Annotated in this window: 20 protein-coding genes and 1 pseudogene; 13 read left to right on the forward strand and 8 right to left on the reverse strand. The window is 65.7% G+C overall.

The window, feature by feature from the left end:
• Window positions 1-221 (forward strand): annotated as a pseudogene (locus tag AC1DCZ_RS09710) (IS3-like element ISAar46 family transposase); the annotation flags it as partial.
• A gap of 41 nt (window positions 222-262) precedes the next feature.
• Window positions 263-697 carry a hypothetical protein gene (locus tag AC1DCZ_RS09715; RefSeq protein ID WP_476974399.1) on the forward strand — a complete coding sequence of 145 codons (435 nt, stop codon included), beginning with the start codon at window positions 263-265 and terminating at the stop codon, window positions 695-697.
• Between the two features lie 103 nt (window positions 698-800).
• Here the strand turns inward: AC1DCZ_RS09715 and AC1DCZ_RS09720 are convergent, their stop codons facing one another.
• Complete coding sequence (locus AC1DCZ_RS09720) at window positions 801-995, reverse strand: hypothetical protein (RefSeq protein ID WP_476974400.1); 195 nt, start codon at window positions 993-995, stop codon at window positions 801-803.
• Window positions 996-1827: 832 nt separating this feature from the next.
• Here AC1DCZ_RS09720 and AC1DCZ_RS09725 point away from each other — a divergent pair.
• From AC1DCZ_RS09725 to AC1DCZ_RS09740, 4 genes are all read left to right on the forward strand, one after another.
• Window positions 1828-2118 carry a hypothetical protein gene (locus AC1DCZ_RS09725; RefSeq protein WP_476974401.1) on the forward strand — a complete coding sequence of 97 codons (291 nt, stop codon included), beginning with the start codon at window positions 1828-1830 and terminating at the stop codon, window positions 2116-2118.
• A gap of 595 nt (window positions 2119-2713) precedes the next feature.
• Complete coding sequence (locus AC1DCZ_RS09730; protein ID WP_476974402.1) at window positions 2714-3544, forward strand: fumarylacetoacetate hydrolase family protein; 831 nt, start codon at window positions 2714-2716, stop codon at window positions 3542-3544.
• A 151-nt stretch (window positions 3545-3695) separates the two neighbouring features.
• Window positions 3696-4493 carry an IclR family transcriptional regulator gene (locus AC1DCZ_RS09735; protein ID WP_476974403.1) on the forward strand — a complete coding sequence of 266 codons (798 nt, stop codon included), beginning with the start codon at window positions 3696-3698 and terminating at the stop codon, window positions 4491-4493.
• A 167-nt stretch (window positions 4494-4660) separates the two neighbouring features.
• Window positions 4661-6010 carry an MFS transporter gene (locus AC1DCZ_RS09740; protein ID WP_476974404.1) on the forward strand — a complete coding sequence of 450 codons (1350 nt, stop codon included), beginning with the start codon at window positions 4661-4663 and terminating at the stop codon, window positions 6008-6010.
• Window positions 6011-6398: 388 nt separating this feature from the next.
• On the opposite strand, the gene AC1DCZ_RS09745 is transcribed toward AC1DCZ_RS09740, so the two are convergent.
• Window positions 6399-7463, reverse strand: a complete 1065-nt coding sequence (locus tag AC1DCZ_RS09745; RefSeq protein ID WP_476974405.1) for a D-2-hydroxyacid dehydrogenase — start codon at window positions 7461-7463, stop codon at window positions 6399-6401.
• 63 nt (window positions 7464-7526) lie between these two features.
• Between AC1DCZ_RS09745 and AC1DCZ_RS09750 the strand changes: the two genes are divergently transcribed.
• Genes AC1DCZ_RS09750 through AC1DCZ_RS09760 form a run of 3 tightly spaced genes read left to right on the forward strand, consistent with a single transcriptional unit; the run spans window position 7527 to window position 10331 of the window.
• Window positions 7527-8480, forward strand: a complete 954-nt coding sequence (locus tag AC1DCZ_RS09750) for an NAD(P)-dependent oxidoreductase (RefSeq protein ID WP_476974406.1) — start codon at window positions 7527-7529, stop codon at window positions 8478-8480.
• Between the two features lie 13 nt (window positions 8481-8493).
• Window positions 8494-9264, forward strand: a complete 771-nt coding sequence (locus tag AC1DCZ_RS09755) for an SDR family oxidoreductase (protein WP_476974407.1) — start codon at window positions 8494-8496, stop codon at window positions 9262-9264.
• Window positions 9264-10331: an L-idonate 5-dehydrogenase gene (locus tag AC1DCZ_RS09760; protein ID WP_476974408.1), complete on the forward strand. Its 1068-nt coding sequence runs from the start codon at window positions 9264-9266 to the stop codon at window positions 10329-10331. Before AC1DCZ_RS09755 ends, AC1DCZ_RS09760 begins: the two co-directional genes overlap by 1 nt.
• Here AC1DCZ_RS09760 and AC1DCZ_RS09765 read toward each other — a convergent pair.
• Entirely contained in the window at window positions 10309-11040 is a 732-nt protein-coding gene (locus AC1DCZ_RS09765) for a FadR/GntR family transcriptional regulator (protein ID WP_476974409.1), read from the reverse strand. The two genes, AC1DCZ_RS09760 and AC1DCZ_RS09765, sit on opposite strands and share 23 nt — an antisense overlap.
• Before the next feature lie 225 nt (window positions 11041-11265).
• On the opposite strand from AC1DCZ_RS09765, the gene gndA reads away from it, so the two are divergent.
• Together gndA and AC1DCZ_RS09775 are read left to right on the forward strand one after the other, a co-directional pair.
• Window positions 11266-12702, forward strand: coding sequence for an NADP-dependent phosphogluconate dehydrogenase (gndA, locus tag AC1DCZ_RS09770; RefSeq protein ID WP_476974410.1), 1437 nt, complete (start codon window positions 11266-11268; stop codon window positions 12700-12702).
• 153 nt (window positions 12703-12855) lie between these two features.
• A complete protein-coding gene (locus tag AC1DCZ_RS09775; protein ID WP_476974411.1) occupies window positions 12856-13692 on the forward strand; it encodes an oxidoreductase in 837 nt (278 codons plus the stop codon).
• On the opposite strand, the gene epsC is transcribed toward AC1DCZ_RS09775, so the two are convergent.
• The 3 genes from epsC to msrA form a co-directional block, all read right to left on the reverse strand.
• Window positions 13689-14273, reverse strand: coding sequence for a serine O-acetyltransferase EpsC (gene epsC / locus AC1DCZ_RS09780; protein ID WP_476895670.1), 585 nt, complete (start codon window positions 14271-14273; stop codon window positions 13689-13691). The genes AC1DCZ_RS09775 and epsC overlap by 4 nt on opposite strands.
• Before the next feature lie 41 nt (window positions 14274-14314).
• Entirely contained in the window at window positions 14315-15250 is a 936-nt protein-coding gene (gene cysK / locus AC1DCZ_RS09785) for a cysteine synthase A (RefSeq protein WP_476974412.1), read from the reverse strand.
• Window positions 15251-15316: 66 nt separating this feature from the next.
• Window positions 15317-15841 (reverse strand): peptide-methionine (S)-S-oxide reductase MsrA, encoded by a 525-nt coding sequence (gene msrA, locus AC1DCZ_RS09790; protein WP_476895672.1) that lies wholly within the window; start codon window positions 15839-15841, stop codon window positions 15317-15319.
• Between the two features lie 99 nt (window positions 15842-15940).
• Between msrA and AC1DCZ_RS09795 the strand changes: the two genes are divergently transcribed.
• Window positions 15941-16915, forward strand: coding sequence for a Nif3-like dinuclear metal center hexameric protein (locus tag AC1DCZ_RS09795; RefSeq protein WP_476974413.1), 975 nt, complete (start codon window positions 15941-15943; stop codon window positions 16913-16915).
• 121 nt (window positions 16916-17036) lie between these two features.
• A complete protein-coding gene (locus AC1DCZ_RS09800; protein WP_476974414.1) occupies window positions 17037-17774 on the forward strand; it encodes a zinc ribbon domain-containing protein in 738 nt (245 codons plus the stop codon).
• A gap of 59 nt (window positions 17775-17833) precedes the next feature.
• On the opposite strand, the gene AC1DCZ_RS09805 is transcribed toward AC1DCZ_RS09800, so the two are convergent.
• Together AC1DCZ_RS09805 and AC1DCZ_RS09810 are read right to left on the reverse strand one after the other, a co-directional pair.
• Window positions 17834-18598 carry a YaaA family protein gene (locus AC1DCZ_RS09805; RefSeq protein ID WP_476974415.1) on the reverse strand — a complete coding sequence of 255 codons (765 nt, stop codon included), beginning with the start codon at window positions 18596-18598 and terminating at the stop codon, window positions 17834-17836.
• 191 nt (window positions 18599-18789) lie between these two features.
• Complete coding sequence (locus AC1DCZ_RS09810; protein ID WP_476974416.1) at window positions 18790-19635, reverse strand: slipin family protein; 846 nt, start codon at window positions 19633-19635, stop codon at window positions 18790-18792.
• Window positions 19636-19707 lie beyond the last annotated feature (72 nt).

A 19707-nucleotide genomic window follows, 5' to 3' on the forward strand; every position in this document is an offset into this window, starting at 1 on the left:
ACCATCACCACCAGCACTCTGGCATTGGCTTCCACACACCCGCGAACGTCCACTACGGCCATGCCGCCGCCGTGGCCAAAGAACGCTCGGCAACGCTCGCCGCAGCCCGGGCGAAACACCCCGAACGCTTCACCACCACGACCGATCCCMAGATCCTCGCACTCCCAGGACCGGCGTGGATCAACCAACCCAAGGAAAACGCCGAACAGTCAGCCGCCTAACTCCCGCTGGTACCGCTCAGCTTGAAAAATTCCGGAACCGCATGAACAAATCACTCGCGCTCCTTGCGCTATCCGCACTCCTGCTCACCGGCTGCAGTGTCGCGGCCCAAAGCACCGCGTCTGCGACCGGCGTCGCGACAGAAAGCACCAGTCCCTCATCCCCGGCGAGCAGTGCATCGCCCACGCCGGCCATGGCGACCAAGCAGGCAACCAGGGACGAGCAGATCACCGCCATCTACCTCGAAGGTGTCCGCAAGGATCAGGCTGGCCTCAAAGCTGCCGCAGACGCCGATCCGGTCACAATCGGCCAAGGCTTCTGCAAGATGTACGACGGTGGCGCAAAGGGCAGCGACATCAACCAGTACGTACTCAAGGCTGCTGCGGGTGTGGACTACACGGTGCCACTGCCGGTTTCGATCCATGGCTCGGCCGTTGGTGCCTTCTGTCCGCGGTACATCGACAAGATGGGTTCGTAGCCGGAGCTAATGTGAAGACGAGAGAACGCCCCGCCCTCCCATGATGGAGAGCGGGGAAGTCTTTTTGAGGAACTTAACCCGCCTCATTGGCCCTGCGGAGGACTCACCCGAACGGGTCTGGTTCGGGTTCGTCCGCCCAGCTGCCGACGGAATTCCCGCGCTCCCGCACCCATTTGATCAGGTGCTTGACATCATCCTCATGGAGCATGATGCGGTTCTTGCTGAGGCGGGTGCAGTGGCCGGATTCACGGCAGTACCGACGAAGCTCCGTCTTGGACATGCCTAGCTCAGGGGCCACTTCCTCCCGAGTGCGAAAAACTGGTTTATTGCCTTCAGGGGCCATGCATGGATCATATGCGCATTGGCGAGTCACGTATCCAGATGATTGCCGGGGATAAAGGATCTTATCCCGACTTGCCTATCCGATAGCGAGTGGTCGGCGTCATGAAATGCCGGTAACCACTACTCGTGCACCGTTCGTTCCTGGGTCGTAGTCTCCGCTGATGGAACGAAGCCCATACAGAGTCAGCCGTAGAGAGCCTCAGCCTACGGAATCTGAGATCCAAGAACTCACAGCCCTGATGAGTGCAGCTGAAAGATCTCCGGAACTAACGATTGTTGAATACGTTTCCGTCTTAGCAGGTATCAGGACGTTCCTGGGGAAGCTTCTGGGTGGGCCTCCTGTGAGCCTCCGGAACGATCTCACCGCCAATTAGCCTGTCGCACCCGGCACTAGGCGATACGCCCCACCCGCCAGTGACGGAGGTTGGGGCGTTTCAGCTGGGGAACTTAACCGGTCTTATATGGCGGTCGCCGTGAGTGCTCCGCCGTTCGCTACCGTCAGCCGGTATTCGTCCCGTCAGGCGAGAGCACCACGTAGACCCCAGACGGGGTGTAAGTGGTCGCTGCAACCGTCTGGTACGGCGTCAGTGTCGGCAGGTCCCAGCCGGGCCAGGCAGCCACGAACTCCGCGACGGCACGCTTGGCATTCTGGGTGTAGTGCGTCCCATCTCCGTACCATCCCCTAGATCCGCCCGGGGTCCCAGCCGGGAGTGCCGTCAGCAACGGTGGATGAGGGTTTGGTGGGAGCGCCGTCAAAAGTGTCAGGGCCCAGCCCTACTGTGACGGGCATGGAACATGTGATGTTGAAGACGGGACCCGGCGGGCGACCCCTGGCGGTGGTCCGCGGTGGCCGTGAATGGACCGTGGGGGCAGAGCCCGTCCGCTGGTTTGAGCGGGTGAGCTGGTGGGAAGCAGAGCGCAGGATGCCGAAAGGGCTCAGCCGGGTCGACGTTGAGGTCTGGCAGGTCCAGGCGAGGCTGGGCCGTAACAACGGATCGGCCCTGACCACTATGGAGCTCATCCGTGACGGCCTGGGCGGGGGCTGGCGCCTGCGCGGGGCCATCGCGGACGCCGCGTAGGCGGAGGAACGGCTTCCTGAAGGAGTGTTGCGACGCTCCTGGAGCGTTGACCGCGAAACAAAGCTCACGGCGGAACTGGCCGGACCCCGGCGCAGGAAATTGCGCTGAGCGGGGGAATTGGCCGCAACAAAGGGAATCGGACGTAGGTGCGCGGCACGGTACGAGCCAACGGGACGGACGTGGCAAGAGCGACGAAAAGTTGGGGCATTGCGTCCGGGCATTGGAAAAGCCTTCCACCGCGACTATTGGGGGATGCCGCGGTGGAAGGCTTGTAACGAATATACCGTGAATATTAGGAAATGTGAAACACGCGGGCACCCGTTCTGGCCAGCCGAAATAGCCATTCGATGGCCTAATTGAAAGTGCTTGGAAGGAGCCGCGTCCAGACGTGGCTTGACCCAAAACTCTGGGCCGCCCCCGGGCAGAGTCTGCGGTTTGGCTTACATGCGTCCGGCAATCGCACGGGTCCCTCCGGGGCTCGGGATGACGGAACGGAGGTGCTCTCTGCCACGACGATTTCGGACTGGCGTGCGGACCCGAAGCGCCAGCCGGACACATTCAGTTCCCGCCCCGGCCCGGCACCTAGGATGTCACCATGACCACAGCGAGTGCCCGCCGCATTGCCCGTGTCCGCCCCCTCTCCCCGGTTTCGGGGTCTGAGCAGTTCTTCGTCGCCAACGACGCCTTGGAGTTCGGAAGTGACGCGGGGAAGACGTGGACGGTGATCAACACGCCGTTCCCCGGTTCCTTGGCCAACGCCGGGAGCCCACCCCGCAGTGGTTGGGAGCTCGGGGCCGCGGTTGAAGAAAGTTCGTTCACGTTCCTGGCGCCGAGCGTCCCGGCCAATGTCCTGGGCATGGCGCACAACACCGGCAAGACGGGCCGCGATCTCCCTCCCCAGGCGTTCCACAAGGCGTCGACCAGCGTTGTCGGGCCGGGAGATGCCGTAGAACTCGGGGCAGGCGTAGGACGCGTCGAGCCGGAGGCAGAACTGACGATCGTCGTCGGGAGCCGGGCCCGGGGGCTGACGTTGGGCAATGCACGGTCCGCGGTTCTCGGTTTCACCATCGGAAACGACGTCTCCGCCAGGGACCTGCAAAAGACCGACGAGTTGTGGATCAGCGCCAAGAGCCAGGATACGTTCACCCCGGTGGGGCCGTGGATCGTCACAGATCTGGATGGCGCCGACCTGGCGATCGGGATCACCCACAACGGCACGGAGCTCAAGGCGGCCAGCTCCGCTGACCTCGGTTGGGGAGTAGAGGAAATTCTGGTCTATGTGACGTCGTTCATGACGCTTCATCCGGGCGACCTGCTGCTGACCGGCTTCCCTGCCGAATGCGCCCGTATCCTTCCCGGTGACACCGTCACCTGCCACATTGAAGGCATCGGACAGCTTACGAATCCCGTGGTGGCCGCAGCCTGACGGCATCCGGCGGCATCGAGAGGCTGCGCGAAGTCGATGGCAGCCCTCCGGGCGCGGTTGGCGCTCTAGACATTATGATGGTTACTGTTCAGCTGAATGAACGGCATTGAAATGTTGCCGGCGGCACGTGCGCGATACCTGAAGGAGAATCATGGCCGATTCCCGAGTTCCCCGAACCGCTGACGGGCTGGGGAGCGCCTCGCCCGCACCCGCGGTAACCCGCGCCGCGGCCGTGCTGGAGGCCCTTGCAGCCTCCGCGACCGGGCGCCTCACGCTGAGTGACCTCGCCAGGGAGCTGGGAATTCCAAAATCATCAACGTCCAACCTCCTGCTTGCGCTGGAGGAGGCCAGGCTCATCAAGCGCCACGGTGCCGAGTTCACGCTCGGACGCAAGTTGGTCGAGCTCGGCGCGGCCTACCTTAGCCGCCTTGACGAGGTCCAGGAGTTCTACCAGTTCTGCGAGCAGGCGCCCACGCTCTCGGGCGAAACCGTCCGCATTGCGATGCTCGATGGAACAAACGTGATCTACCTGGCCCGCTATGAGGGTCACCCCGCCGTCCGCCTGACCTCCAACATCGGGGACAAGATGCCGGTGTCCCTCTGCGCCGTGGGCAAGGCGCTCATTGCGCGGCTGCACGACCACGACATCGCCGAGATGTTCCCGGACGATGCCCAACTTCCGGTGCTGACTCCGAAGTCGCTCCGGAGCGGAGCCGAGCTCAAGGCACAACTCGCCGTCATCCGGGAGCAGGGCTACGCCTTCGAGGATGAGGAATCGACCACGGGCGTCGTATGCCTGGCCGTCTCGGTACCAACGCACGGTGCGCACGGGCCCAGCCTGGGCTTGTCGGTTACCGCACTGAAGGCCACCTACACGGAAGAGCAGGGCGCCCTGATGGTGAAGGAGCTCAAGGAACTGGCGCGGTCCCTTGGGAATCCCATGGGGTAGGGCTCGGGCCGGCAACCAGCCGGGTGCGTACGGAAATTCAAATCTGATAACTCATTGGCTAACCGATCACTATGTTGTACGCTGTTCAGCATGGTGACCGATCCCTCAGGGGTTGTTCCTATCCCACCAGGCCAACGGGGGTCTGGAGTGTTCTTGAGGGAGTGCTTGTGACAACTAGTACTAATAAGCCATTGACTGAAGCGGACGACGCCGTCGTCGATCCGGAACAGCTGCGGCGGGCAACTCTTGCCAGTTCAGTGGGCTCCGCACTGGAGTACTACGACTTCTACATCTACGGCCTGGCCTCGGCCCTGATCTTCGGCCCGCTGTTCTTCAAGCCGCTCGGTGAGGACGGAGCGCTGATCGCCTCGTTTGCCACGTACGGGGTGGGTTTCGCCGCGCGGCCGTTTGGCGGAGTGATCTTCGGCCACATCGGCGACAGGTTCGGCCGCAAAATGGTCCTCCTCCTCACCATCGGCCTGATGGGTACCGCAAGCTTCGCCATCGGCCTGCTGCCGACGTTCGAACAGGCAGGGATGCTGGGCGCAGTCCTCCTGGTGACCCTGCGCATCCTGCAGGGACTGGGTGCCGGCGCGGAGCAGGCGGGCGCCACCACGTTGATTTCCGAAGTCGCACCGCGCCGCCGTCGTGGCTTCTTCGCCTCGCTCCCGTTCGTCGGCATCCAGCTGGGCACCCTGCTCGGCGCCGGAACGTTTGCCCTCATCGCGATGGCTGACAAGGCCGTCCTCGAAGGCTGGCTGTGGCGCGTGCCGTTCCTGGCCAGCGTTATCCTGATAGCGGTGGCAGTCTTCATCCGGCTGCGGCTGAAGGAAACGCCGGTCTTCCAGGAGCTCGAGAAGCACAAGAGCGTGGTCAAAAACCCCATCGGCCAACTCTGGAAGCACTCCAAGAAGAACGTGCTGATCGGCATCGGCCTGCGCATGGGGGAGAACGGAAATTCCTCGATCTACTCCGCACTCCTCATCGCCTTTCTGGCGGCAAAGGATGGGGTATTCCCCGGCGACAAGTTCATCGGACCTGTGGGCCTGCTGATAGCTGCCGGCTTCGCGGCCGTCATGGTGGTCACGTTCGGTGCGTTGTCGGACAGGTTCGGCCGGGTGCCCGTCTATCGCTACGGCGCGCTCTTCCAGGCGCTCATCGCGTTTCCGGCGTTCTATCTGGTGACGCTGGGCAATGTGACGCTTGTCTGGGCCGTCATGGTGGTGGGCATCGCCCTTGGGGTTCAGTCGATGCTCGGACCGCAGTGCCCGCTCCTGCCTGAACTTTTCGGCTCGCAGTACCGGTTCACCGGCGTCGCCATGAGCCGCGAACTCTCCGCGGTCCTGGCGGGCGGACTGGTTCCGCTCGTAGGCGCCGCGCTACTCGCTTCCACGAACTACTCCTGGCTGGTGCTCGCCGTGTACTCGGCGGTTCTTGCCCTCATCTCATTCGTCACTACGTTTTTCACCCCGGAGACAGTGGCACGCGACCTCCTCCTCACGGAGGACGCAAGCTAGTCGTTCCAGGCTGCTCGCCGGCCGTCCTGCGCAACCAAAGGCCGTGGCTGCTTCCGCTGAGGAAGGGCCACGGCTTTTGTGCGCCACGGGAATTACCGGGCGACGCGCAAAATATCTGACATGCAGGGAATACCCGTAGCGGAGAGGCATATGCGCGTCGCCCGGCGGGATGCGCGTCGCCAAACCGGATGCGCGTCGCCCGGCCCGGCAACGCAAAGGCGGCCCCTCCGTTTCCGGAGAAGCCGCCCTTGAAATGGTGCCGCGCTGCCGCCTTTGACATGGTGCCGGTCTGATCCGCTAATGAACTCGTGCATCGGCGCGGCGCCGGCTGTGGGACCTGGTCGGGCCCTGTGGGACCCTGCGGGAGCCGGTAGGGCCTGGCAGGGGCCTAGTAGAAGTGGACCGTGTCAACCAGGTGCGGGAGTTCGCCGCCGTCGAGGAACGTCCGCAGGTTGCTGCAGAAACGCTCGGCGATCAGCCGGTTCTCGGCTGCGCTGAGGGCCGAGGTGTGCGGGGACACCATGACGTTGGGATGGCTCCACAGGGGGCTGTCCTGGGGGAGCGGCTCCACGGCGAACACGTCGAGGCACGCGTACGAGACCTGGCCGTTCCCGAGGGCCTCCAGCAGGGCTTCCTCGTCCACCACGGTCCCGCGGCCCACGTTCACAAAGACCGTCGCCGGCTTCATGGCCGCAAATACTTCACGGGTGAACAGCCGCTCGGTGTACGGCGTGCCGGGAAGGGTGTTGACGACGGCGTCCGCCGTGGCCAGCAGGCCTGCGAGGCCGTCGTTGTCCGCGACCTCCTCGATGCCGTCGATGGGCTCAACGGTCCTCTTGGTGCCGCTGACAGTCATGCCCAGGGCGCGGGCGATGCGTGCCGTCTCGAGCCCGATTTCACCCAGCCCGGTGATGACGAGGTGGGAGCCGTTGACCAGGCGCGTGGGAGTGCGGAGCTCGGGCCAGACTTTGGCCGCCTGGTCCTGCGCGAGCTCCGCGCTGCGCTTGAAGCCGTTGAGGATTCCCAGGGCGCCGAACTCCGCCAGTGGCAGAGCGTGGACGCCCGCCGAAGTGGTCACCTTGAACTTCCGCAGCGTTTCGGCATCCAGCCCCGAGGCCTTCACGGCACCGCCGGCGCCGGCCGCCATGGCATGGATCCACTCAAGGTGCGGGTTGCTGCGAGCGATCCTGGCCAGGCCGGCGGGGCTTTCGTTGGGGAACCCGTAGATGATCTGGGCGCTGTTGAGCATGTCCCAGTAGCGCTCCTCCTGCTCCGGTGTCCGGCGGAAGCCCGGATCGCCCGAGTGGTCCGCGGGAAAGCGTTCCGGCGGCAGCAGCCCTGGATCGTAAAGGACGGTAACGGAGGGATCTACGGCGCGGATGCGCTCGACAAGCTCTGCTTCGAGGGGGACGGCGACCGCGACGGTGGTTTTAAGCGTCATAGTGTTCATCATACTGAATGGAGGTTAGGGTATTGAACAGATTCCAAAAGATTAACCACGACGAAGTGAGGTAGCATGGATACGGACGGCAGGGAAGCCGGCTTTGTGGGCCTGGGGTTCATGGGTGCGCCGATGGCGGCCAACCTGCTCCGGGCGGGCTGGGCCGTCAGCGCCTGGAACCGTTCGCCGGCGCCCCTTGAAGCGTTCGAGGCCCTTGGTGGCGGACGCGTGGCCGGGGTCGAAGACTTCCGGGACATGCCGGTCATCATCTTCATGCTTCCGGACATCTCCCACATCGAGGACTCAAGTGCGGCACTGCTGGCCAGCTGGTCCGCAAATCCACCGGTCGCCGGAACCGCCGTTCTTGTCATGAGCAGCGTCTCGCCGGCCGCGGTCAAGGACTTCGGGGCGCGGGTGGCCCGGGCAAGCGGCGGGAACGCCGTCGTCGTCGATGCTCCCGTCAGCGGCGGCACACAGGGCGCCGAGGACGGGACCCTTGCCATCATGGCGGGCGCGACGGAAGGGGATTTCCGCAGGCTCCTGCCGCTCTTCAGCGCGATGGGCTCTACGGTCCGCAGGCTGGGGCCGCTGGGTTCGGGATCGCTGGCCAAAGCCTGCAACCAGCTCATCGTCGGAACCACGACGGCGGCACTCGCCGAAGCCGCGGAGCTCGCCGAACGCTCGGGCATGGACGTTGCGGCACTCTACGAAGTGCTCGCCGGCGGCCTGGCCGGCAGCAGGGTCCTGGAGGTCGTGGGCCCTCGGCTCGCCGCCAAGGACTACAACCCCACCGGGCCCGCCAAGTTCATGCACAAGGACCTTTCCTTTGTGCTGGAAAGCGCCGCCGCCGTCAGCGCCGCCGTGCCGATGGCCCGCGCCGGCGTCGAACTGTACGCGGAACTGAAGCGGCAAGGACTCGGAGACCGGGACCTCGCCGTCGTGCGCCAGACAATTTCGCATCTCAGCGGCATCACCACGTGCAGCACAACAGAAAACACAACGGACAACCCGGCAGCAGCGACGAACTAAGGATCAGCGAACCATGAGTGGACTTTTTGACCTGACCGGCCGGGCCGCGCTGGTCACCGGCTCCAGCCGCGGGATAGGCAACGCCTTGGCCCGGGCGCTGGCCGACGCCGGCGCCACGGTGGTGCTCAACGGCATCAACCCCGAACGGCTCAAAGACGCGGAATCGGCGATGGCCGCGGACTACCCGGCGGGGCGGGTCCACAGCTGCGCCTTCGACGTCACCCGCGACACCGAGGCGGCCCGCGGCATTGCCTGGGTGGAAGACAACGTCGGACCGCTTGAAATCCTGGTGAATAACGCCGGCATCCAGCATCGCGTCCCCATGCTGGAGCTGGACGTGGCCGACTGGGAACGAGTGATCTCGACGGACCTGACCAGCGCGTTCCTCGTGGGGCGGGAGGCGGCGCGGCGGATGATTCCGCGGGGCCGGGGCAAGATCATCAACATCTGTTCCGTCCAGACGGACCTGGCCCGGCCCACCATTGCCCCCTATGTCGCTGCCAAGGGCGGGCTCCGGAACCTGACCCGGGCCATGACCGCGGAATGGGCCGGGTCGGGGCTGCAGGTCAACGGCATTGCACCCGGTTACATCCACACCGAAATGACCCAGAACCTGGTCGATGATGAGGAGTTCAATTCGTGGATCCTGGGCCGGACCCCGGCGCACCGGTGGGGGACCGTGCAGGACCTGGCCGGCCCGGCGGTCTGGCTCGCGTCCGACGGCTCGAATTTCGTCAACGGCCAGACAATCTTTATCGACGGCGGAATGACGGTGGTGGTCTGATGCGCGGCCTAACAGGACTTCCGGCCACAGCGGCCGCCGTGGTGGCCCACGCAGCAGGGGACCTGCGGATCGAGCACGTTCCAGTGCCCGCACCGGCGTCGGATGAAGCTGTAGTCGAAGTGGCGTTCGGCGGCATCTGCGGCTCCGACCTGCACTACTGGGTGCACGGTGCTGCGGGCGAATCCGTCCTCAAGGCTCCCATGATCCTGGGCCACGAAATCGTGGGGACCGTGCTCCTCGCGGCCGCCGACGGCACAGGTCCCGCGGCCGGCACGGCCGTCGCCGTGCATCCCGCCACACCGGGTCCGGGTGCCGCCCGTTATCCCGAGGACCGGCCGAACCTTTCACCAGGCTGCACCTATCTGGGCAGCGCCGCACGCTTCCCGCACACCGACGGGGCATTCAGCCGGTATGCCACGCTGCCCGCCCGGATGCTCCGCCCCTTGCCCGCCGGCCTGGAGCTGCGGACCGCTGCTTTGGTGGAACCGGCCAGTGTCGCCTGGCACGCCGTTTCACGTGCCGGGGACGCGGCAGGAAAGACGGCCCTGGTAATCGGAAGCGGCCCCATCGGCGCGCTGGCAGTGGCTGTCCTGAAACGCTCGGGCGCACGGCGGATCGTGGCCGTGGACATGCACGCCAGGCCGCTGGAAATAGCCCTGGCCGTGGGCGCGGACGAGGTCCTCAACGGCGACGACGCAGAGGCCATCGCAGCGGTGGAGGCGGATGTTGTCATCGAGTCCTCCGGCAGCCATCACGGCCTGGCCTCGGCGATCAAGGGCGCTGTCCGCGGCGGCAAGGTGGTGATGGTAGGTCTCCTGCCTTCCGGTCCCCAGCCCGTCCTGATCTCGCTGGCGATTACCCGTGAGCTTGAGTTGCTGGGCTCTTTCCGCTTCAACGACGAAATCGACGACGTCATCGGCGCACTGGCGGACAGGTCGTTGTTCGCCGACCCGGTGATCACCCACACCTTCGCACTGCGACACGGACTGGAGGCTTTCGAAGTTGCCAGGAATTCCGCCGAATCCGGAAAGGTGCTGCTGGACTTCAGCGCGGCTGCGGGGGAGTGACGAACACCCTGGGCTGGTTCTTCCACTCGGGCTCCATCTCCGCGATGGTCTCCCTCATGATCTTCTCCGAGGCCTCCCGCGCCGCGGGGGCGTTCCCGCCGGCAATTGCCTCGGCGACTTCCACATGCCACTGCAGCGCCGTTTCGCGCGGATGGTCCGGCATGAGGCCGTGCACGGTGCGCCCGGTCAGCGTCTCCGCGACCTGCCCCACCATATTGGCAAACATCTCGTTGCCGGATCCGGTCAGCAGCAGGGAATGGAAGTGGATGTCCAGCTCCAGGAACCGGGGAACATCGCCGGCGTGGCCGGCGTCGCGCATTTCGTGGGAAATCTCCACGAGCTCGCGCCGGAGCTCCTCGGGAGCGTTCAGAGCCGCCAGTTCCGCGGCGACGGGCTCGACGGCGGTCCGCAGCTCGGCGAGCGAGCGAAGCTGGGCTCCGCGGCCTGCGCCGGCCAGGCGCCAGCGGATCACCAGCGGATCGAAAGGGTTCCAGCGGCTGGCGGGAAGGACCCGGATGCCAACGCGCTTAATGGTTTCGACTAGGCCAAGGGACTGCAGGACACGGACGGCCTCGCGGACCACCGAGCGGGAGACCTTCAGCTCGTCCTCGAGGTGCTCGGCCAGCATGACGTGGCCCGCCGGGAGCTCGCCAGCGACGATGCGGGTCCCGAGGTGCTCAATGGCACGATGGTGGAGACTCGTTGACATAGTCGTAAGCATAGTGGCGCGGCACCGAAGGGGCCGGTACCGGCAGGCGGGTACGGGGAATCATAGACTGTTTATGACGCGCAGTATTCCGCCACGTGGGCGCTGCTTTCCCGTAGCCCGCGCAGATACATATGGTTTATTGACAGCCACTGATCCCAAAGAAGCGAGTTCCGCCGTCGTGCGGAACAAACTGCACTCGTTGCACAGAAATGAATTGGAGTTTTGATGTCAGCACACATCGGTGTCACCGGCCTTGCGGTGATGGGGGCCAACCTCGCCCGCAACCTGGCCCGGAACGGGTTCACCGTTGCCCTGCACAACCGGTCCGTTGAAAAGACCGACGCCCTGCTGGAGAAGCACGGCACCGACGGCGATTTCGTCCGCACGGAAACGCTCCAGGAACTCGTTGACTCGCTGGAGAAGCCGCGCCGCGTGCTCATCATGGTCAAGGCCGGCAAGCCGGTCGACTCCGTGATTGAACAGCTTGAGCCGCTCCTGGAGCCGGGCGACATCATCATCGACGCGGGCAACTCACACTACGAGGACACCCGCCGCCGCGAGGCCGCGCTGGCCAAGAAGGATCTGCACTTTGTCGGCATCGGCGTCTCCGGTGGCGAGGAAGGTGCCCTGAACGGCCCCTCGATCATGCCTGGCGGCTCCAAAGAGTCCTACGACGCCCTCGGCCCGCTGCTGGAAAAGATCGCCGCCCACGTGGACGGCAAGCCCTGCTGCGCCTGGATCGGCACCGACGGCGCCGGCCACTTCGTCAAGATGGTGCACAACGGCATCGAATACGCGGACATGCAGGTCATCGGCGAGGCCTTCGACCTGCTGCGCTCAGGGGCCGGGATTGAACCGGCCGAGCAGGCCAAGATCTTCGCCGAATGGAACAAAGGCGATCTCGCCTCGTTCCTGATCGAAATCTCCGCTGAGGTGCTCGGCCACGTCGACGCGAAGACCGGCAAGCCGTTCGTCGACGTCGTGGTCGATGCCGCAGGCCAGAAGGGCACCGGCCGCTGGACGGTCATCTCCGCGCTCGAGCTGGGCTCCCCGACGTCGGGCATCGCGGAATCGGTGTTTGCCCGCGCCCTGTCCTCGCAGACCGAGCAGCGCCAGCTGGCCCAGGAACTCCTGGCCGGCGGAGAAGCCGCCGTCGAGGTCCCCGAGGGCTTCGTCGAGGACGTCCGCCAGGCGCTTTACGCGTCCAAGCTGGTCTCCTACGCCCAGGGACTGGACATGCTCACCTCCGCCGCCAAGGAATACGGCTGGGACCTGAAGCTTGACGAGATCGCCTCGCTGTGGCGCGGCGGCTGCATCATCCGCGCGGAGCTGCTCAAGGAAATCACCAAGGCCTACGCCGCTGCGGAGAAGCCCGCCAACCTGCTCTTCGCCCCGGCGTTCACCAAGGCGATCGCCGAGGTCCTGCCGGCCTGGCGCCGCGTTGTCGCCACGGCGGTCCAGCTCGGCATCCCCGTTCCGGTGTTCTCCTCATCCCTGGCCTACTACGACGGCCTGCGCCGCAAGCGCCTGCCCGCCGCCGTGATCCAGGGCCAGCGTGACCTCTTCGGCGCCCACACCTACGGCCGCATCGATGCCGAAGGCACGTTCCACACCCTCTGGGGCGAGGACAAGTCCGAGATCGAGGCAGTGGACACCCACTAGGCGCGGCAACTCAAAGGGAAGCCGGGCCGGGAAACCACTCGGCCCTCCCGAACGGCCGGTACTTTCCAGATACTCTGGGGTGCCGGCCGTTCGTGTTGCACCGCAGCCCGGGCGGGCCGGGTCCATGCAGTCCCCGACACCAGGAGTCCGTCAGTGCCCCAGCCAGTAGCGTTTGTCACCGGTGCGTCCACCGGAATCGGTTTTGAGACCGCGAAAAAGCTTGCCGGGCACGGATTCACCGTCTATGCCGGTGCCCGCCGGGTGGAGAAGATGGAACCGCTGAAGGCCCACGGCGTCAACGTCGTGGCGCTGGACGTCACGGACGAGGCATCGATGGCAGCGGCCGTTGGCGACGTTTTGTCGGTCCACGGCCGGATCGATGTGCTCGTGAACAATGCCGGGTACGGTACGTACGGCTCGCTGGAGGAAGTGGAGCTCGCTGAAGGGCGGCGGCAGTTCGACGTCAACGTCTTCGGCCTGGCCCGGATGACGCAGCTCGTGATTCCCGGCATGCGGGCCGCCCGCGCCGGGCGGATCATCAACGTGTCCTCCATCGGCGGCAAGATGTACGAACCGCTCGGGGCCTGGTACCACGCCACCAAGTTCGCCGTGGAAGGGCTCAGCGATTCCCTCCGGATCGAGCTCAAGCCGCACGGCATCGGCGTGTCCATCATCGAACCGGCCGGAACCCAGTCCGAGTGGGGCGCCATCTCCGCGCAGGGCCTGCTGGCACGTTCCGCGGAGGGGCCCTACGCGGCCCAGGCCAAGGTGATGGCGGCGGCCCTGGCCACGACTGAGAACGCGGCAACGTCGACGAAGCCGGAGGCTGTAGCCGACGCGATAGTCCACGCCGCCACGGCGGCGCGGCCCAGGACGCGTTACGCGGTGGGCGGGAGCGCCAAGGCCATCCTGCTGCTGCGGCACCTGCTGCCGGACCGGGTGTTCGACGTCGTGCTCTGGAGCATCTACAAGCGGTTTCCGGCTGCCTAGATCCGGTATTCGATGAGGTACTCGGCCGGGTCGACGGCGGGTTTGGTCTCGCGCTGCGCGTCGCGGTGACGCCAGGTTGCCGGCACGCCCGTGAGGATCGATTCGGCCGGGGCGTCCTTGACCACGACGGCGTTGGCGCCGATGGCGGAGTCCCGGCCGATCGTAATGGGTCCCAGGACCTTGGCCCCGGCCCCGATCACGACGCGGTCCTCGATGGTGGGGTGCCGCTTGATCTTGGCCAAGGAGCGTCCGCCCAGGGTCACGCCGTGGTAGATCATGACGTCCTCGCCGATCTCGGCCGTCTCGCCGATGACGACTCCCATGCCGTGATCGATGAAGAACCGGCGGCCGATCGTCGCCCCGGGGTGGATTTCGATTCCGGTGAGGAACCGGGCCAGCTGGGAAATCAGCCGCGCCGGGAACCGCAGTGCGGGGTTCTGCCAGAGCCGGTGCGTCACGCGGTGGAACCAGATCGCGTGCAGGCCGGAGTAAGCGAAGAAGTTCTCAAAAGAACCTCGAGCCGCCGGGTCGTGTGACCGGGCGGCATCGAGGTCTTCCTTAAGCCTTGCGAAGAAGCTCACAAAGACCTTTCTAGGGGAATCGTGGGACAGCGGGCTGGGACTCAGCCGCGGATGTCGTCATACAGCACGGTGGAGATGTAACGCTCACCGAAGTCGCAGACAACAGCAACAATGAGTTTACCGGCGTTCTCCGGGCGCTTGGCGAGCTCCAGAGCGGCCCACACGATCGCGCCGGAGGAGATGCCGCCCAGGATGCCTTCCTTGATGCCCAGATCGCGCGCGACCCGGACGGAGTCCTCGAGGGTGGCGTCGATGACCTCGTCGTAGACGTTGGTGTCCAGGATCTCCGGGACGAAGTTGGCGCCGAGGCCCTGGATCTTGTGCGGGCCCGGGGCGCCGCCGTTGAGGATGGCGGAGTCCTTGGGCTCGACGGCAATGATCTGGACGTCGGGCTTGCGCTCCTTGAGGACCTGGCCGACGCCGGTGACGGTGCCGCCGGTGCCGACGCCGGCGACGAAAATGTCCACCTTGCCGTCGGTGTCGGACCAGATTTCCTCGGCCGTGGTCTGGCGGTGGATCTCGGGGTTGGCCTCGTTGGCGAACTGCTGGGCCCAGATGGAGTTTTCCGTGTTGGCCACGATGTCCTGGGCCTTCTCCACGGCGCCCCGCATACCCTCGGAGCCGGGGGTCAGGACGATCTCGGCGCCGTAGGCGCGGAGCATGACACGGCGTTCGGTGGACATGGTTTCCGGCATGGTCAGGATGACTTTGTAGCCGCGGGCGGCGCCGACCATGGCAAGGGCGATGCCGGTGTTGCCGGACGTGCCTTCGACGATGGTGCCGCCGGGCTTGAGGGCACCGGACTTCTCGGCCGCGTCGACGATTGCGACGCCGATGCGGTCCTTGACGCTGTTGGCAGGGTTGTAGAACTCCAGCTTGACGGCGACCGTGGCGTCCAGGCCTTCGGTCAGCCGGTTGAGCCGGACCAGCGGAGTGCCGCCAACCAGCTGGGTAACATCGTCATAGATCCGTGCCATGTATGTATGCCTGTCTGAAGAGGTGGGTTTGCTGAGGTCAGCCTAACGAGGGCGTGCAGACCCTGGCTAAGCATTAAGCCATGCAGAGTAATATTTCCTGGCCTTGGCAAGCTTGGGGTTGATGATCACCTGGCAATAGCCCTGCCCGGGGTACTTGCCGTAGAAGTCCTGGTGGAAATCCTCGGCCACATGGAACTTCGGCAGCCGGCTTACCTCGGTCACGATCGGGTTCGTCCACAGCGGCTGGTTCCGATCGATCGCCTCCTCGAAGAGGATCTTCTCCTCGGTGGTCTCATAGAACATCGACGAACGGTACTGGGTGCCGACGTCGTAGCCCTGCCTGTTCAGCGTGGTGGGGTCGTGGAGTGCGAAGAACATGTCCAGGATGACCTCCACCGGGATGACGTCCTCATCGAATGTCACCGCGACCACCTCGGCGTGACCGGTGGTCCCGGAGCACACAGAGTAGTAGTCGGGGTTGCGGTCGTGGCCTCCCGTGTAGCCGGAAACAACCGAGCTGACACCTTTGGTTATCTGGTAGACGGCGTCGAGGCACCAGAAGCAGCCTCCGCCGAGGACAAAAGTTCTCATGCTCTCTTCAATGGTTGAACCGCCCCGATGATTCCCGGCCGGGCAGATCCGTGAAGTGGCGGGGTGGGGAAGTACCCCCGATAGGGTAAAAATGAGGGTATGGAACCTGTGAACACCGACGTTTCAGCTCATCCGGCCGAAGGCACAAACGGCGGCCCCAACAGCGGCACCAGTACTGGCGCCAGTTCCGACGCCGGCACCGTTCCCGCCGGGGACGCCGGCACTGAAGAGGCCGAAGGCGCCGCGACGCTGGGCATGATCCTCCTGGCGGTGGAGGAACTCTGGCCCGAATCACTCGCCGAGGACTGGGACGAGGTGGGCCTCGTGGCGGGCCATCCGAACGCGGAGGTGCACAGGATTCTCTTCGCCGTCGACCCGACGCTCGACGTGATCGAGGAAGCCATCGACGCCGGCGCCGAACTGCTCATCACGCATCATCCGCTGCTGCTCAAAGGCGTGACGTCTGTTGCCGCGAATACGGCCAAGGGCAAGGCCATCCACCGCCTGATCGAGTCCGGGACCGCGCTGCTGACCGTCCATACCAACGGTGACTCCGCCGTCGGGGGCGTGTCGGACGTCCTGGCCGATGCGCTGGGCCTGCAGAACGTGGCCCCGCTGACCCCCGCCACGAACGGGCTCCCGGAGGAGGGAATCGGCCGGGTCGGGGATCTCGGGGAGGCGCTGACGCTGGGCGACTTCGCTGCGCGGGTGTTCGGCATATTGCCGTCCGTGGCCGGCGGCGTCCGTGTGGCCGGGGACCGGGACGGCCTGGTGCGGCGGGTCGCTGTGTGCGGCGGGTCGGGTGACTCGCTGTTTGGTGAGGTTCGCGCCAGCAACGCGGACGTGTACCTGACGGCGGACCTGCGGCACCATCCGGCGTCGGAGGCCCGCGAGGCTGCCGTCAACGACAGGCCCTACCTGATAGACGTGTCACACTTCGCCAGCGAATGGCTGTGGCTGCCCGCCGCCGCCGAAGCGCTCGGCAATGTGCTCAGCGACCAGGGGCACGACGTCGAGATCAGGGTCAGCACCACCAACAGCGATCCATGGGACTTCATTCTGACTCCGGGCTAAGCCTGGCGTGCGAGGGGCCCCGGGTGAGCGTAGCGAGGCCGGGGAAGACGCTAGGCGCTAGAGTCTAGGGAGCGCCGATACGGTGCCCGGCTCCGGCCGGTAGGAACAAGCGGAGGTAATAGTGGCCAAGGCAGCACCGGCGGAACAGTTGAAGTTGCTCGAATTGCAGGGACTCGATGCCAAGCTCAAGTCCTTGTCCAACCGCCGCCGAAGCCTTGAAAGCGATTCCCGGATCACCGATCTCGAAGCGGCCCTCAGCGTGGCCAACGGCGAGCTCGGTGCGGCCAAGGTGGCCGTCCACGACGCCGAACTGGAGCTCAAACGCGCCGAAGCCGACGTCGAGCAGGTGGCCTCCCGGATCGGACGCGACGAGGCCAGGCTGAACAGCGGCACGGGACTGTCCAAGGACCTCGTTGCCCTGCAGCGGGACCTCGTCTCGCTCAACAAGCGCCGCTCCGACCTCGAGGACGTCGAGCTCGAAGTCCTCGAGCGGCTGGACTCCCTCCGCCTCCGCCAGGCCTCCCAACAGCAGATTGTCGATGACATCCAGGGTTCGTTCGGCACCATCCGGGCCGAACTGGACGAGCAGCTGGCCGGAATCGCCGCCGAGGCCGCGGTGGTGCGCGGACGCCGAGCGGAGTTCGCCGCCGGGCTGGACGCGGGAATGCTCGCGATCTACGAAAAGACCCTGGCAAAGCGCGGCGTCGGCGCAGCCCGGCTGTTCCACGGCACCTCGGAGGGCTCCGGCATGCACCTCAGCCCCGGTGACCTGGCCGAAATCAAGGCCGCGGCCGAGGACGACATCGTATTCTGCCCCGACTCCGGCTGCATCCTGGTCCGTTCGGCCGAGTGGGCCTGACCCCCAACTGACTGGCAGCAGGGGCCGTTTTGGGGGCTCAAAACGGCCCCTGCTGCCAGCTAGTTGGGCAGGATGATGTTCAGCGTGTGCGGCTTCCGGGCCGTGCCCTCGACGAGTTCCGCGGTCCATTTCTCGGCCGCGGCCTTGTGCAGCCGGGCCGGGGTCGCCGGAGCCTTGCCCCGCCGCTGCAGCAGATGACGTGCCAGTTCGCCGCGGGTGTGCTTGGCGAAGTGGCTGACCACCTTGCGCACACCGTTGGCCTCGGTGAAGACGTTGACCGCGACCGTCTGGGCCGGCGGGGGAGTCCAGGCCGCGGCATAGGTGCTGGAGCGGCAGTCCACCAGCAGCTCGCCCGCCGTTGCGGCCGCCAGGGCCTCGTTCAGCTGCGGTTTCCAGAAGGACGCCAGCCGTCCGACGTCGGGCAGCGCGGTACTCATGGACAGCCGGTACGCGGGAACTTCGTCGGCAAAGCGGATCGCACCCCAGAGCGCGGAGATGACGAACACGGACTCATCGGCCTTTTTCCGCTGCACCGCCGTCAGGGTGTCGTAGCCGAGCGCGTCGTACAGCACACCGGAATAGACCTGGTGGGCGGGCGCCGCCGGTTCGGCGTGCAGCCGTGTATTGCGCTCGACGTCGGCCCTCAGGGACGCGCCGACGCCGAGAAGCGCCAGGGCGTCCTCGTGGGCGCTGACTGTGCCGAGCGCGTCGAGGACCTTGGCCCGGCAGGTGTTGAGCGTCGGGAAGCTCAGGGCGGCCCAGTTGACGGCGTCCCCGCCGGCAGCAGGGGTCTTGCCCTCGGAGGGCGGCAGCAGAATCAGCACCGTACGATCCTACCGGCGACAGCTTTTGCGCGGGTTCAGGCAGCCACCCCGGGGAGCCCGGCGACTTTTCCGTGCGATGCGAGCAGCAGCACACCAAGAACACCCATGGACATACGTCGAACACGAAGCGGTTGCCGCTCCTTGTGCCGTGCAGCAACACCGCCACGGGGAGCGCCTGCAATCGGGGCTTTCTACGCCGCCTTGATCGCGGCTGAGGACGCCGCCGAGGACGCCGGCCCCACTGCCTGCGCCATCGCCTGGGCGGCCTGGTTCTCACGGGCGAGGAAAGCGGAGAGCTCCCCGATGGTGCTCATCAGCGGCGCAGGGAAGACGACAGTCGAGTTCTTGTCCACCGCGATTTCCACGAGGGACTGCAGGTTCCGCAATTGCAGGGCCAGCGGGTGCGCCATCATGGTGTCCGAGGCCGCACCAAGGGCGGCAGCGGCAATGGACTCGCCTTCGGCGGCAATGATCTTCGCCCGCTTCTCCCGCTCTGCCTCAGCCTGCCGGGCCATGGCGCGCTTCATGCTCTCTGGCAGCTGGATGTCCTTCAACTCCACAAGGGTGACCTCGACGCCCCACTCCAGCGTCAGTGCGTCCAGGATCTCCCGGATGTCGCTGTTGATCCGCTCGGTTTCGGACAGCGTCTGGTCCAGGCTGTGCCGGCCGACAACCTTCCGCAGGGTGGTCTGGGCGATCTGGTTGATGGCCGCCGCCACGTTCTCAATCGCCACGACGGACTTCACAGCGTCGACCACACGGTAGTACGCCACAGCGGAGATATCGACGCTCACGTTGTCCTGCGTGATGATGCCCTGCGACTGAATGGGCATCGTCACGATCCGGAGACTGACCAGCTGGAGCCTATCGATCACAGGGACGATGAAGCGCAGGCCCGGCATCCTCACGCCGACAACGCGGCCCAGCCGGAAGAGGACGCCCTTCTCATACTGGCGCACAATCCGGATGGACATCCGCGCCAGCGTCACCACGACAAAAATGACGACGAGCAGAACGACGATGCTGGTGAGGTCCACGCGGATCCCCTCCTGGTCCAACCTGATTCCGGGTGCCGGGCCGGCCCCGATCTTCCTTCAATTCTCCCACCG

It is taken from the genome of Arthrobacter sp. 10N418 (genome assembly GCF_056394725.1).